The following is a 13923-nucleotide window of genomic DNA, read 5'->3' as shown; positions in this document are numbered from 1 at the left end:
GGACCCGGGCCGCCCTTCGCCGTGCGGATCAGTGCTTGCCGATCGGGTCACCCTCCACGTCCGGGCCGCGGCCCGGGCCGACGCGGAACTCGAACTCGCCGTCGTACTTCTTGTGTCCTGCCATGACGGCCATTTCGACGGCTTCGGAGCCCATCTGCTCACGCACGATCACCGGGTCACGGCGAAGGTCGCGCATCAGGGCGATACACATGAAGATCATCACGACGACGAACGGTGCCGCCGCGAGGATCGTGAGGTTCTGCAGCCCGGTCAGCGCGTCACCCTGCCCGCTGCCGACCAGCAGCATGATCGCGGCCACCGCACCGGTGACCACGCCCCAGAAGACCACCACGAAGCGGCCGGGTTCGAGGGCGCCCTTCTGCGACAGGGTGCCCATGACGATCGAGGCCGCGTCGGCGCCCGAGACGAAGAAGATGCCGACGAGGACCATCACGAGCAGGCTCGTGGCGGTGGCGATGGGGAACTGCTGGAGCACGCCGAAGAGCTGGCCCTCCGGGGTCGCCTCCTTGCTGAGCTGCCCCGCCTCCTGCATCTTCATGGCCGAGCCGCCGAAGATCGCGAACCAGACCAGGCTGACCGTGCTGGGCACGAGGATGACACCGCCGACGAACTGGCGGATGGTGCGGCCGCGGCTGATGCGGGCGATGAACATGCCCACGAACGGCGTCCAGGAGATCCACCACGCCCAGTAGAAGACCGTCCAGCTGCTCAGCCAGTCGGGGACGCCCTCGCCGCCGCTCGCCTCGGTGCGGCCGGCCAGCTGGGGCAGGTCGCCGAGGTAGGCGAAGACGGAGGTGGGCAGCAGGTCGAGGACGATGATGGTCGGACCCGCCACGAACACGAACAGGGCGAGCACCAGCGCCAGCACCATGTTCGTGTTGGACAGCCACTGGATGCCCTTCTCCACACCGGAGATCGCGGACGCGACGAAGGCCAGGGTCAGCACCGCGATGATCGTGACGAGCAGCCCGGTGCTCACCTTGTCCATCCATTTCAGCTCCTGCACACCGGAGCCGATCTGGAGCGCGCCGAGCCCCAGGGAGGCGGCGGAGCCGAAGACGGTCGCGATGATCGCGAGGATGTCGATGGCCCGGCCGACGCCGCCGTTGGCGTTCTTCTTGCCGATCAGCGGGGTGAAGACGGCGCTGATGGTCTGCCGGCGCCGCCTGCGGAAGGTGCTGTAGGCGATGGCGAGGCCGACCACCGCGTAGATCGCCCAGGGGTGGAGCGTCCAGTGGAACAGGGTGGTGGCCATGGCCGTCTCCATGCGGTCGCCGGAGTCGGCCGGGTTCGTGCCCGGCGGGGGCGTGCCGTAGTGCGACAGCGGCTCGCTCACGCCGTAGAACATCAGGCCGATGCCCATGCCCGCGCTGAACATCATCGCGACCCAGGACACCGTGCGGAACTCGGGTTCCTCGCCCTCCGTACCGAGGTGGATCCGGCCGTAGCGGCTGATCGCGAGCCAGAGGGCGAAGACGACGAAGCCGGAGGCGGCGAGCATGAACGCCCAGCCACCGTTGTGCATCAGCCCGCCGAGCATGGTGGTGGAGACATCTGTGAGCGAGTCGGTCGCCGCCGCGCCCCAGACCACGAAGGCGAGGGTGAGCACCGCCGTGACGCCGAAGACGATGCGGTCGGTCTGCGGCCGGTCCTGACCGGGCAGGCCCGCTTCCGACCCCGGCAGCGCGGGTCCCTCGGGGGAGTCCTTGTCGCTTGGTCGTTCTTGCGTCACTGGCGGCACCTTTCATCTGGGAAAGCAGGGTAGAACCGTAGGTCCTCCGTAACGCTGCTACCACGTGTGGCGTAATTTCACCCCTCTCAACATGCGGTTTCGGATGAACCTCCGGTCAGGTGGTACTCGGCCCGGTCGTCGAGCAGCAGCGGCACGAGCGCTCGCAGGGGCTGGCTCAGGGGGACGAGCACGCCTGCGCGGTCCTTGCGCACGCGCACGCCGTGCAGGGCGAGTTCGTCGCCGACCTCGGCGTACTGGGCGGCGGTGAGCCGGTAGCCACAGGGTGGATTCTGGATGATTTCGGCCGGTTCGGGCGGGTCGTTGTCGGCGCCGCCGACGTAGACGGGGCCGGTGGTGGTGTAGCCCGCGAGCCGGGCCCCGGCCGTCGCCGTCTCGATCCTGCCGCGGCGCTGGTCGGTGTATTCGTACAGGCCTTTGAGAGCGTCGAGCTGGGAGGTGACCCTGCGGCGGTTGTTCAGGGCCTCGTCCGCCTTCTCCGCCTCGGTGAGCGGGTCGACACGGCTCTCGATGAGCAGCCCGACGGAGTGCTTCACACCGGACATGTTGCGCAGAATGCGCTCCTGTCCGTCGCCGGCGACCTGTCTGACCGGCTCACCGGTCCGCGGGTCGGTCCAGATGCCGTAGGTGCCGGTCGAGTGGCCGGCCCGCCGGGCGACGGGCCGGACGTACGACTCGGACAGGGCCGTGGCCTCGTCGTGGACCGCCTCGTGGGTGTTGAGGTTGCGCGGCCACAGGTCGAAGAGGTCCTTGTCGTAGTACGGCGGGGTGGCGCCGTACTCGTGCAGGTCGTAGACGACGTCGGGGCGCTGGTCGCGGATGAGGGCGGCCAGGGCGCGGCCCTCGGCGGTCTTCAGGGCGAGATGGTCGCGGTTGACGTCGACGCCGTCGCCGTTGCCCCGGGTGTTCGCGGCCCGGCCGTCCGGGTTGGCGGTGGGCACGACCAGGACCGTGGTGCGGTCCAGGAAGCGCCGGGTGCGGCTGTCCCGGGCGTACGCGAGGTCGCGGACGGTGGACAGGCAGGCCTCGCGGCCGGAGGGCTCGTCGCCGTGCTGGCTGCAGACGAGCAGCACCTTGCTGGGGCTCGGGCGGGTGCCGATGCGCACCAGCCGGAGCGGGCGGTCCTGCTTCGTCGTGCCGAAGCGGGTCATGGAGACGCGGCCACTGGAGCGGTCGACCGCCTTGAGGAAGTCCTGCTCCTCGGGCTGGGTGGTCCAGCGGGCGCCGTTCGACTGTTCGAAGCCGGTGCGCGGCGGGGAGCCGGTGGCCGCCTGAGCCGGTGCGGCGACCAGGGAGGCCGTGAGGGCCGTGATGGTCAGCATGAGGGCGCCGGCGCGGGTCACCGGTTTCCCTCCGGGACGCGGTGCGTGGTGCGCGGCTCCCGTACGCCGTCCAGGACCGTGGCGTCGCGGGCGGCGGGCGCGGCATCGGTGGTGGCGCGGGCGAAGGCGGTGGCTCCGCCGACGAAGGGGACGCGCGCAGAGGTGCGCGCAAGGTCGAGCGTGAGTGCCGGCCTGTCGGAGGGAGGGTCGATGAGGCCCTGGTCGGTGCCCGCGACGATCAGCGCCAGGCGATGGCCCTTCGGCACGACGTGGTCGGTCGCCGCCAGGTCGAGCGTGATCGTGTACCTCTTGCCCGGGGTGAGCGGGGAGCCCTTGTGGTCGGAGGCGTGGTTGCCGAGGTCGGCCCAGCCCCGGCTGACGACCGTGTAGTCGACGTCGGCGGTCTTCGCCTTCGTCTCCTTGAAGCAGGAGCTGTCGCCGGTGGTGCTCGCGCCCCAGCAGGTGCGGTCGGTGAGGGTGGTGACGCCTTCACCGGCGTCCGCGTAGTCGCGGATGGTGGCGGGGCCGATGTCCACGAGGACGGCGGAGAGATGGGCCGTCGGGGTGGAGGGCGTCGCGGTGACGGTGACCTCGGAGGAGCCGGACAGGCGCAGGTCACGGGTGAGCGGCCCGGTCGCGAAACCGGCCTTCTCCGGTGTCGGCTTGTCGATGTGCGCGGCCCAGTCGGTCTCGCTCAGTTCCGGGTCGTCGGTGAAGCTCTCGGTGCCGTGACCGCGGTGCAGGCCGAGGGTGCCGACGCCGCCCTGTGGGCCCCGGTCGGGGCGCAGGGTGGCGGCCCGGGTGCCGCTCGGCGGCCAGACCCGGGAGGTGTCCCACCGGTCGGGCGCGCGTTCGATGTCGGCCATGGGTTCACGGTCGATGCCGTTGTCGATGCCCATGAGTTCGTGGTCGAACCAGCGGTGCAGCGTCTTGACCCAGGCGCCGCGCCGGAAGTCGAAGGGGTCGACGTGCCCGGTCTGCGACAGCCAGATCTTGCGCTCGACGCCGTTCTTCGCGAGGGCGTCCCACCACGGGCCGACGTGCTTCATGCGGACGTTGAGGTCCTGCATGCCGTGGACGAGGAAGACGCTGGCCCTGACCTTGCGCGCGGCCTTCACGTAGTCGCGCTCGGTCCACAGCGGGGTCCGGTCGCCGGTGCGCGGGGCACCGTCGGTGAGCTTCTGCTGGACGGCTCCGCACTTGGCGCGTGCGTCGGGGCTGTTGACGTACTCCGACAGCCACTGAGGGCCGGAGTCGTAGAGGGGAGCGCCCTGCTGGAAGTAGTAGTCGTACCAGGAGGAGATGGCGCTGATCGGGACGATGGTCTTCAGGCCCTCGACGCCGGTCGCGGCGACGCCGTTGGCGATGGTGCCGTCCCAGCTCTTGCCGATCATGCCGGTGCGGCCGTTGGTCCAGCCGGCCTTGGCGCGGGTGGTGCCGGTGCGGCTCGTGTACGCCTTGGCCCGGCCGTTCAGCCAGTCGACGACGGCCTTGGCGGACTGGACGTCGGAGCGGCCCCCGACGTCGACGCAGCCGTCGGAGCGATTGGTTCCGGCCAGGTCGACACCGACGAAGGCGTAGCCGCGGGGCACGAAGTAGTTGTCGTAGTACAGCGGCATCTGGTCGATGTCGCCGTTCGCGTCGTAGGTCTTCTTCTGGCTCTCGTTGCCGCGCCCGCAGCAGGAGTAGTACGGGCTGGCGTCCATGATGACGGGGACCTTGCGGCCCTGCCGGGCGGTTTCGCGGGGGCGGACGATGTCGACGGCGACCCGGTCGGTCTTCCCGTCACGGTCTGCGTCGAGCCCGGTGTCCACCCAGACGGCCTCGCGGACGGCGTCTTCGTAGGAGTAGACGGGTTCGCTCCCGCGCGGGGTGGCCGGTGCGGCCTGTACGGCCACCGGGGTGATCAGGGTGGCCAAGAGGGCGGCCGTGGCCGCCGTCGCGAGCGGTCTCCAGGTCGTGAAGCGCGTGCGTTTCGGCATGGGCCGGACGGTACATCGGTGAACTGCTGTGCAGAAGAGGGCAGCTGACGGTCCGGCATGTCCGGGACGGACCCTCGACGCGGGTGTTCCATGTCGGCCGAATGGCGATCGTGTGACAGCAGGGGCCATGGACATGATCAGGGACAGGGAGTCAATAGGCTCCGGACAGACCGGAAGACCCCGGACAGACCCCGGGCAAGACCCAACCCCGGACAGATTCCCGACAGACCCCTGACCGACCTCGGGACCCTACGACTTGGAGCCTTGCGTGCACCGCGGAATCATCGCGCCGGGAGCCCTGGCCGCGTCCGTTCTCCTGCTGGCGATCCCGGCATCGGCCGCGCCCCACTCCCCCGGCGCGCCGGGCATCGGCGACCCCTACTACCCGGCCTACGGCAACGGCGGCTACGACGTCTCCCACTACGACCTCCGGCTGAAGTACCAGCCGGCCACGGACGAACTGGAGGGCACGGCGACCCTCGTGGCCCGCGCCACGCAGGATCTGTCGAGCTTCAACCTGGACTTCCTGCTGGACGTCGGCGAGGTGCGCGTCAACGGAGCGAAGGCCTCGTTCCGGACCTCGGGCGAGCAGGAGCTGGAGATCACCCCCAAGACCCCGCTGGACCGGGGTTCGCCCGTCACGGTCGTCGTGCGCTACCGCGGGGTGCCGTCGTCGGAGCAGGCCCACGGCTTCACCAGCTGGCACCGCACCCCTGACGGGGGTGTCGCGGCAAACGAGCCCGAGGCGGCGGCGTGGTGGTTCCCGAGCAACGACCATCCGCTCGACAAGGCGACGTACGACGTCTCCGTGCTGGTCCCGAACGGCACCCAGGCCATCTCCAACGGCAGGCTGCAGTCGACGAGTTCGCGGCTCGGCTGGACCCGCTGGAACTGGCGGTCCGACAAGCCGCAGGCCACGTACCTCGCCACGCTCGCGGTCGGGAAGTTCGACATCACGACGGGCACGACCGAGGGCGGCATCCCGGTTCTCAACGCCTACAGCAAGGATCTCGGCGCCCATGCCGGGGCGGCGCGGGCGAGCATCGAACGGACCGGGGAGATCGCGGACTGGCTCGCGGGGTACTTCGGCCCGTACCCGTACAACGCGCTCGGCGGGTACGTGCCGAACACGGGCACCGGATACGCCCTGGAGACCCAGACCCGGCCGTTCTACAGCCCGCGGCAGTTCGCGGGCGGGTCCAACGTGTCCGTCGTCGTCCATGAGCTGGCCCACCAGTGGTACGGCGACGAGGTGTCGCTCAAGCGCTGGCAGGACATCTGGATCAACGAGGGGTTCGCCCGGTACGCGCAGTGGCTGTGGTCCGAACACGAGGGCGAGGGCACGGCGCAGGAACTCGCCGACCACGTGTACGCCTCCCATCCGGCCGACGACCCGTTCTGGACGGTGAAGCCCGGGGATCCCGGCCCTGAGAACCAGTTCGACATCGCGGTCTACGACCGCGGCGCGCTGGCCGTCCAGGCGCTGCGCAACAGGATCGGCGACAAGGCGTTCTTCACCATCCTCAAGGGCTGGCCGGCGAAGTACGCCCACGGCAACGCGTCGGTGGCGGACTTCCGGCGGTACGCGGAGGAGGTGTCGGGCGAGCCGCTGGCCGCGCTGTTCGACACGTGGCTGTTCCAGCCGTCGAAGCCGGGGGCGCCGGCAGCCCGGGCCGCGAAGGTGGCGAAGGCAGGGAAGGGGGCTCCCCAGCCCAGGTCGTGGAAGCGGATCGCTTCGACGAACGGGGTGCACGGGCACTGACGCACGGGCGCTGACAACGGGCTCGGAGCCGACCAGGGCGTCCGGGCGCCGCCCGGCGCGACCGGCCTCGGCTTTCGCTCTACGGTGGGCTCGTAGGCGCCGGTCGTACGGGCCCGGCGGCCGGGCAGGGCTGCTGAACGAGGAGCAGGCGTGCGGAACACGGCGATCGTCGAGGCACCGTCCGTGCTCGGGCTGCGCCCCACCGGTGTCGAGGAGTTGGCGGCGGCACTCCTGGGGGCCGGGTTGGCCCAGGGGCTCGGGGCGGTGCGCGCGGGCCGGGTGGACCCTCCGCCGTACGAGCCGGAGCGGGACCCGGAAACGGGGCTCCTGAACCCGGGCGGCATCGCCGCGTACTCCGGCGCGCTGGCCGACGCGATGGGCGGCGTCCTCGACCGGGGCCGGTTCCCCGTCGTGCTCGGCGGTGACTGCAGCGTGCTGCTCGGCGCCCTGCTCGCGCTGCGCCGCCGTGACCGGCACGGCCTGCTCTTCCTGGACGGACACAGCGACTTCTATCAGCCGTCCGCGGAGCCGGCCGGCGAGGTCGCGTCCATGGAACTCGCCCTGGCCACCGGGCGCGGCCCGCGCGTGCTGGCCGATCTGGAGGGCCGGGGCCCGCTCGTGCGGGACGAGGACGTCGTCGCCCTGGGTTTCCGGGACGCGGAGGAATCCGCGTCGTACGGGATGCAGCAGCTGCCGACGGCGCTGCACGCGATGGAACTGGACACCGTGCGCGCACTGGGGGCGGCCGAGGCGGCCCGGCGCGCGGTCGGGCTGCTGACCGGCGGCGCGGAGGCCGGGTACTGGATCCATCTGGACGCCGACGTGCTGGACGACGCGGTCATGCCCGCCGTCGACTACCGGCAGCCTGACGGTCTGACCTGGCAGGAGCTGGAGACCGTCCTGCGCACGGCCCTGTCCGGCGGCGGGGCGGTGGGCCTCACCGTCGCGATCTTCAACCCCCGCCTGGACCCGGACGGCACCATCGCGCAGCGCCTCGCCGACTGCCTGGTGCGGGCCTTCGACAGCCAGGGCTGAGCCGGCCGGCCCTCGCCGGAATCTGAAGCGCCGTGCGGGGGCGGGACGCCCTTGTCCAGCTGAACAGGAGGGCCCCGGTCCGCTACTTCGTCAGCTGCGACAGTTCCTGGTCCGCCGTCCGGGACACCCGGCGGCGGACGGCGAACCAGCCCGCGACCAGCATGGCCGCGATCAGCGGGACGAGCAGGAGGGTCTTGCGGCCGACCTCGGGGTCGTTCCACATCATGCCGAGGCAGGCCAGCAGGAAGGCGATCGTGGTGATCTCCGTGGCCGGGCTGGCGGGGAGGCGGAAGGAGGGGCGGGTGACCTGGCCGGCCTTGGCGCGGCGGACGAAGACCAGGTGACAGACCATGATGATCACCCAGGTGCTGATGATGCCGAGGGAGGCGACGTTCAGCACGATCTCGAAGGCCTGGGCCGGCACGAGGAAGTTCAGGCCGACGCCGAGCACGCACACCGCGCAGGTCAGCAGGATGCCCCCGTAGGGGACCTGGCTGCGGTTCATGCGGGCGGTGAACTTCGGGGCGGAGCCCGCCATCGCCATGGAGCGCAGGATGCGGCCCGTGGAGTACAGGCCGGAGTTGAGGGAGGACATGGCGGCCGTGAGGACGACCAGGTTCATCACGTCGCCCGCGGCCGGGACGCCGATCTTCGACAGCACCGTGACGAAGGGGCTCTGGTCGGCCGAGTAGACCGAGCCGGGCAGGAGCAGGGCCAGCAGGACGACCGAGCCGACGTAGAAGAGGCCGACGCGCCACATGATCGAGTTCACGGCGCGCGGGACGACCTTCTCGGGCTCGGCGGTCTCGCCCGCGGCGACACCGACCAGCTCCAGCGCGGCGTACGCGAAGATCACGCCCTGCATGACCAGGACGACCGGCATCATGCCGTGCGGGAAGAGGCCGCCGTTGTCGGTGATGACGCTCAGGCCGGGGGTCTGGCCGCCCACCTCCTGCTGCGTGGCGAGCAGGAAGATGCCGATGAGCATGAATCCGACCAGCGTCGCGACCTTGATGATCGAGAACCAGAACTCCATCTCGCCGAAGATCTTCACCGAGATCAGGTTCACCGCCAGCACCACGGCGAGGGCGACCAGTGCGAGCACCCACTGCGGGACGTCGGTGAACAGGCTCCAGTAGTGCGTGTAGAGCGCGATCGCGGTGATGTCCGCGATACCGGTGGTCGACCAGTTGAGGAAGTACATCCAGCCGGCGACGTACGCGCCCTTCTCACCGAGGAACTCGCGCGCGTACGACACGAAGGAGCCCGAGGACGGGCGGTAGAGCACGAGCTCACCGAGGGCCCGGACCACGAAGAAGGCGAAGACGCCGCAGACCAGGTAGGCGATCGCCAGCGCCGGGCCGGCGCTGGCGAGGCGGCCGCCCGCGCCCAGGAAGAGCCCGGTGCCGATCGCGCCTCCGATGGCGATCATGTTGACGTGGCGGGCCTTGAGGTCCTTGCTGTAGCCGGCGTCACCCGCGTCCGCGGGCACCTGCGCCGCGTCACGGGGGGATGCGGCTGCTGCCGTGTTCACGGCGTCCTTGCTCACGGTGGATCCACTCTCTGGTGCGCCCGAGCGGGTAGCGCTCGGCTTGCGGACGTACGTAGGGCCTGCGCCCTCGGCAAAGGCACAGACCGAGGGGCCGCCTTCCCCCACGCCGCGCGGCTCACGCGGTGGCATACGTCACACAGCGCTGCTGCTCACACGGCCGTCGCCCGGGTCGCCGGAGGTTTCACAGCACTGGTGGGACAGCGATACTGCTGCACATGACGACGACCGACACCGAGGAGCCGACCCTCACGATCGACGAGCTGGCCGCCCGGGCCGGCGTCACGGTGCGCACGGTCCGCTTCTACGGCACGAAGGGGCTGCTGCCGCCGCCGGTGCTCGGTCCGCGGCGCGTCGGGCACTACGGGCGCGATCACCTGGCCCGGCTGGCGCTGATCGAGGAGTTGCAGCAGCAGGGCATGACGCTGGCCGGCATCGAGCGCTACCTGCGGCAGTTGCCGCCGGACCTGAGCGCGCACGACCTCGCCATCCACCGGGCCGTGGTGGCCTCCTGGGCGCCGGAGAGCGTCGAGACGGTCACCCGGGCGGAGCTGGGGCGGCGGGCCGGACGGCCGATGGGCGACGAGGACGTCGAGCGGCTCGTCGCCATGGGCGTGGTCCGGCCCGCGGACGGCGGGTACGAGGCCGACCTCGGGCTGCTGCGGCTGGGCACCGGGCTGCTGGACGTGCCCCTCTCGCAGGAGGCGATCTTCGCGGCGCGCAAGGTGCTCGTCGAGCACGCGCGCGCTGCGGCCCGGGAGCTGTCCCAGCTCTTCCGCGGTGAGGTGGCGGAGCGTGACGCGCGGGATGTGCGGTCCCTGTCGGCGCACATGCATCCGCTGGTGGTGCAGGCACTCCTCACCGCGTTTCAGCGGTCGCTGAAGGAAGAGCTGGGCGAGTGGCTCACCGGGCCTTCGGGCTCCGGCGGGTCAGACGCGCGCTGAGTCGCTGAACCGCTCCCCCTTCTCCGCCTTCTCCACCAGCAGCGCGGGCGGGGTGAAGCGCTCGCCGTACTGCTCGGCGAGTTCCCGCGCGCGTGCCACGAAGCCGGGCAGGCCGCCCTCGTAGCCGTTGATGTACTGCAGCACGCCGCCGGTCCAGCCCGGGAAGCCGATGCCGAAGATGGAGCCGATGTTGGCGTCGGCGACGGAGGTCAGCACGCCCTCCTCCAGCAGCCGGACGGTGTCCAGCGCCTCGGAGAACAGCATGCGCTCCTGCATGTCCCGGAACGGGATCCGGTGGCCGGGCTTGGTGTAGTGCTCGCGCAGTCCGGGCCACAGGCCGGTGCGCTTGCCGTCGTCGCCGTAGTCGTAGAAGCCGGCGCCGCCGCTGCGGCCGGTGCGGCCGAACTCGTCGACCATGCGGTCGACGACGGCTTCGGCGGGGTGGGCCGTCCAGGTGCCGCCCGCCTCCTCGACCGCCCGCTTCGACTCGGCCCGGATCTTGCGGGGCAGGGTCAGGGTCAGTTCGTCCATCAGGGACAGCACCTTGGCCGGGTAGCCGGCCTGGGCGGCGGCCTGCTCGACCGAGGCGGGCTCGATGCCCTCGCCGACCATGGCGACGCCCTCGTTGATGAAGTGGCCGATGACACGGGAGGTGAAGAATCCTCGCGAGTCGTTGACGACGATCGGCGTCTTGTTGATCTGCCGCACCAGGTCGAAGGCGCGGGCCAGCGCCTCCTCGCCGGTGCGCTCGCCCTTGATGATCTCGACCAGCGGCATCTTGTCGACCGGCGAGAAGAAGTGCAGGCCGATGAAGTCCCTCTGGCGCTCCACGCCTTCGGCGAGGGCGGTGATGGGCAGCGTGGAGGTGTTGGAACACAGCAGCGCGTCGGGCTCCACGACGTGCTGGATCTCCTGGAACACCTTGTGCTTGAGGGACGTGTCCTCGAAGACGGCCTCGATTACGGCGTCGCAGCCGGCCAGGTCCTGGACCTCGGCGGTGGGGGTGATGCGGGCGAGCAACGCGTCGGCCTTCTCCTGGGTCGTACGGCCCTTGGCGACGGCCTTGGCGCACAGCTTCTCGGAGTAGCCCTTGCCCTTGAGGGCCGCCTCCAGGGACACGTCCTTCAGGACGACGTCGATGCCGGCGCGGGCGCAGGAGTAGGCGATGCCCGCGCCCATCATTCCGGCGCCGAGGACCGCGGCCTTGCGGACCTGGCGCTGTTCGACGCCCTTCGGCCGGTTGGCGCCGGAGTTGACCGCCTGGAGGTCGAAGAAGAACGCCTGGATCATGTTCTTCGATGTCTGTCCGGCCGCCAGGTCCACGAAGTAGCGGGCCTCGATGACCTGCGCGGTCTCGAAGTCGACCTGGGAGCCCTCGACGGCGGCGGCGAGGATGTTGCGCGGGGCCGGGTAGGGGGCGCCGTTGGTCTGCTTGCGCAGGCTGGCCGGGAAGGCGGGCAGGTTCGCGGCGAACTTGGGGCTGGCCGGTGTGCCGCCCGGGATGCGGTAGCCCGGCTTGTCCCAGGGCTGCTGGGACTCGGGGTTGGCGTCGATGAAGGCGCGGGCCTTGGCGAGCATGTCCTCCGGGCTGTCGGCCACCTCGTCGACGAGGCCGTTCTCCAGGGCGCGGCGGGGGTTGTACTGGGTGCCCTGGAGGAGGACCTTCAGCAGGGCGTCGGCGATGCCGAGCATGCGGACGGTGCGGACGACGCCGCCCCCGCCGGGCAGCAGGCCGAGGGTGACCTCGGGGCAGCCGATCTTGGAACCGGGCGCGTCGAGGGCGACGCGGTGGTGGCAGGCCAGGGCGATCTCGTAACCGCCGCCGAGGGCCGCGCCGTTGAGCGCGGCGACGACGGGCTTGCCGAGGGTCTCGATGCGGCGCAGGTTCCGCTTGATCGCCATGCCGCCGTCGAACAGCTGCTGGGCCGTCTCGGGCGTGACGCGGATGAGGTCGCGCAGGTCGCCGCCGGCGAAGAAGGTCTTCTTCGCGGAGGTGATGATGACGCCCCGGACGGAGTCCTTCTCGGCCTCCAGGCGGTCGGTGACGGCGGCGAGGGAGTCGCGGAACGCCTGGTTCATGGTGTTCGCGGACTGGTTCGGGTCGTCGATGACGAGGGTGACGAGGCCGGTGCGGTCCTGTTCCCAGCGGATGGTGGTGGACTCAGTGCTCATGTGGAGGTGCTCCGTGTGGTCCGTCGGGAGGGGGTCAGATGCGCTCGACGATCGTGGCGACGCCCATGCCGCCGCCGACGCACAGCGTGGCGAGGCCGTAGCGCTTGTCCTGGCGCTCCAGTTCGTCGACGAGGGTGCCGAGGATCATCGCGCCGGTGGCGCCGAGGGGGTGGCCGAGGGCGATCGCGCCGCCGTTGACGTTGACCTTGTCCAGGGACAGGCCCATGTCCCGCACGAAGCGCAGCACGACCGCCGCGAACGCCTCGTTGATCTCGACGAGGTCGATGTCGTCGATGGTCAGTCCGGCCTTGGCGAGGGCCTTGCGGGTCGCCGGGGCGGGGCCGGTGAGCATGATGGTCGGCTCGGAGCCGGAGACGGCGGCGGAGACGATCCGGGCGCGGGGCGTGAGGCCGTAGCGCTCGCCGGTCTCCTTGGAGCCGATCGCGACGAGCGAGGCGCCGTCGACGATGCCGGAGGAGTTGCCCGCGTGGTGGACGTGGTCGATCTTCTCCACCCAGTGGTACTGCTGGAGGGCCACCGCGTCGAAGCCGCCGAGCTCGCCGATGTCCGCGAAGGACGGCTTCAGCTTGGCCAGGGAGTCGGCGGTGGTGCCGGGGCGGGGGAACTCGTCCTGGTCGAGGACGACGAGGCCACTGCGGTCCCTCACCGGGACGACGGACCTCTCGAAGCGGCCGTCCTTCATCGCGGTGGCGGCCCGCTCCTGGGAGAGCGCCGCGTACTCGTCGACGTCGCGCCGGGAGAAGCCCTCGATGGTGGCGATGAGGTCGGCGCCGATGCCCTGCGGCACGAAGTTGACCTGGAGGTTGGTCATCGGGTCGTTGAACCAGGCGCCGCCGTCGGAGGCCATCGGCACCCGGGACATGGACTCCACGCCGCCCGCGAGGACGAGGTCCTCCCAGCCGGAGCGCACCTTCGCGGCGGCGAGGTTGACGGCCTCCAGGCCCGAGGCACAGAAGCGGTTCTCCTGCACGCCCGCGACGGTGTCGGGCAGGCCCGCGGCGATGGCGGCGGTCCGGGCGATGTCGGAGCCCTGGTCGCCGACGGGGCTGACGACGCCGAGGACGATGTCGTCGACGGCGGCCGGGTCGAGGTCCGGGAACCGGGCGCGGATCTCGTGGATGAGTCCGACGACCAGGTCGATGGGCTTGGTGCCGTGCAGGGCGCCGTTCGCCTTGCCGCGGCCGCGCGGGGTGCGGATCGCGTCGTACACATACGCTTCGGTGCTCACGAGGAGGCCTTTCACTGAGGGGTGCGGGGCGACGGGAGCAGCCCGGGGACGTCCCAGTCCCGGGCGACGTCCGCCGTGTCGGCGCCCGGCCGGGCCGGGCCGGTGCGGACGGAGGTCGGGGTCGCGGAGAAGCGGGG

9 protein-coding genes and 1 pseudogene are annotated in these 13923 nt (G+C 71.0%); 3 read left to right on the top strand and 7 right to left on the bottom strand.

Annotated elements, in window-relative coordinates; genetic code table 11:
* Positions 1-28: 28 nt before the first annotated feature.
* The 3 genes from C1J00_RS01960 to C1J00_RS01950 all read right to left on the bottom strand — a co-directional run bounded on the left by C1J00_RS01960 (position 29) and on the right by C1J00_RS01950 (position 5075).
* Complete coding sequence (locus tag C1J00_RS01960) at positions 29-1753, bottom strand: BCCT family transporter (RefSeq protein WP_102907281.1); 1725 nt, start codon at positions 1751-1753, stop codon at positions 29-31.
* An 86-nt stretch (positions 1754-1839) separates the two neighbouring features.
* Entirely contained in the window at positions 1840-3093 is a 1254-nt protein-coding gene (locus C1J00_RS01955; RefSeq protein ID WP_102907319.1) for a M14 family metallopeptidase, read from the bottom strand.
* 17 nt (positions 3094-3110) lie between these two features.
* Complete coding sequence (locus C1J00_RS01950) at positions 3111-5075, bottom strand: Xaa-Pro dipeptidyl-peptidase (protein ID WP_102907280.1); 1965 nt, start codon at positions 5073-5075, stop codon at positions 3111-3113.
* 268 nt (positions 5076-5343) lie between these two features.
* Here C1J00_RS01950 and C1J00_RS01945 point away from each other — a divergent pair, with 268 nt between their 5' ends.
* Together C1J00_RS01945 and C1J00_RS01940 are read left to right on the top strand one after the other, a co-directional pair.
* Positions 5344-6837 (top strand): M1 family metallopeptidase, encoded by a 1494-nt coding sequence (locus C1J00_RS01945; RefSeq protein WP_180989359.1) that lies wholly within the window; start codon positions 5344-5346, stop codon positions 6835-6837.
* Between the two features lie 150 nt (positions 6838-6987).
* Positions 6988-7872, top strand: coding sequence for an arginase family protein (locus C1J00_RS01940; RefSeq protein ID WP_102907278.1), 885 nt, complete (start codon positions 6988-6990; stop codon positions 7870-7872).
* Positions 7873-7954: 82 nt separating this feature from the next.
* Here the strand turns inward: C1J00_RS01940 and C1J00_RS01935 are convergent, their stop codons facing one another.
* Positions 7955-9421, bottom strand: coding sequence for an amino acid permease (locus C1J00_RS01935; RefSeq protein ID WP_102907277.1), 1467 nt, complete (start codon positions 9419-9421; stop codon positions 7955-7957).
* A 218-nt stretch (positions 9422-9639) separates the two neighbouring features.
* Here C1J00_RS01935 and C1J00_RS01930 point away from each other — a divergent pair, with 218 nt between their 5' ends.
* On the top strand, positions 9640-10365 hold the full coding sequence (locus C1J00_RS01930; RefSeq protein WP_102907276.1) for a MerR family transcriptional regulator: 726 nt from the start codon (positions 9640-9642) through the stop codon (positions 10363-10365).
* Here C1J00_RS01930 and C1J00_RS01925 read toward each other — a convergent pair.
* The 3 genes and pseudogenes from C1J00_RS01925 to C1J00_RS46290 all read right to left on the bottom strand — a co-directional run.
* The gene (locus C1J00_RS01925; protein WP_102907275.1) at positions 10351-12537 is read right to left on the bottom strand and encodes a 3-hydroxyacyl-CoA dehydrogenase NAD-binding domain-containing protein; all 2187 of its coding nucleotides are present in this window, start codon (positions 12535-12537) and stop codon (positions 10351-10353) included. The genes C1J00_RS01930 and C1J00_RS01925 overlap by 15 nt on opposite strands.
* Positions 12538-12571: 34 nt before the next feature.
* The gene (locus tag C1J00_RS01920) at positions 12572-13786 is read right to left on the bottom strand and encodes an acetyl-CoA C-acetyltransferase (RefSeq protein WP_102907274.1); all 1215 of its coding nucleotides are present in this window, start codon (positions 13784-13786) and stop codon (positions 12572-12574) included.
* Positions 13787-13797: 11 nt separating this feature from the next.
* Positions 13798-13923: pseudogene (locus C1J00_RS46290) on the bottom strand (CoA transferase); the annotation flags it as partial.

Source organism: Streptomyces cahuitamycinicus (assembly GCF_002891435.1).
Lineage (GTDB): Bacteria > Actinomycetota > Actinomycetes > Streptomycetales > Streptomycetaceae > Streptomyces > Streptomyces cahuitamycinicus.
This window is presented reverse-complemented; position numbering and strand designations above follow the sequence as displayed.

Excerpts from the sequence above, each read along its gene's own strand:
- C1J00_RS01950 (WP_102907280.1), bottom strand. The coding sequence starts at position 5,075 with ATGCCGAAACGCACGCGCTTCACGACCTGGAGACCGCTCGCGACGGCG.
- C1J00_RS01930 (WP_102907276.1), top strand. The coding sequence starts at position 9,640 with ATGACGACGACCGACACCGAGGAGCCGACCCTCACGATCGACGAGCTG.
- C1J00_RS01955 (WP_102907319.1), bottom strand. The coding sequence starts at position 3,093 with ATGCTGACCATCACGGCCCTCACGGCCTCCCTGGTCGCCGCACCGGCT.
- C1J00_RS01925 (WP_102907275.1), bottom strand. The coding sequence starts at position 12,537 with ATGAGCACTGAGTCCACCACCATCCGCTGGGAACAGGACCGCACCGGC.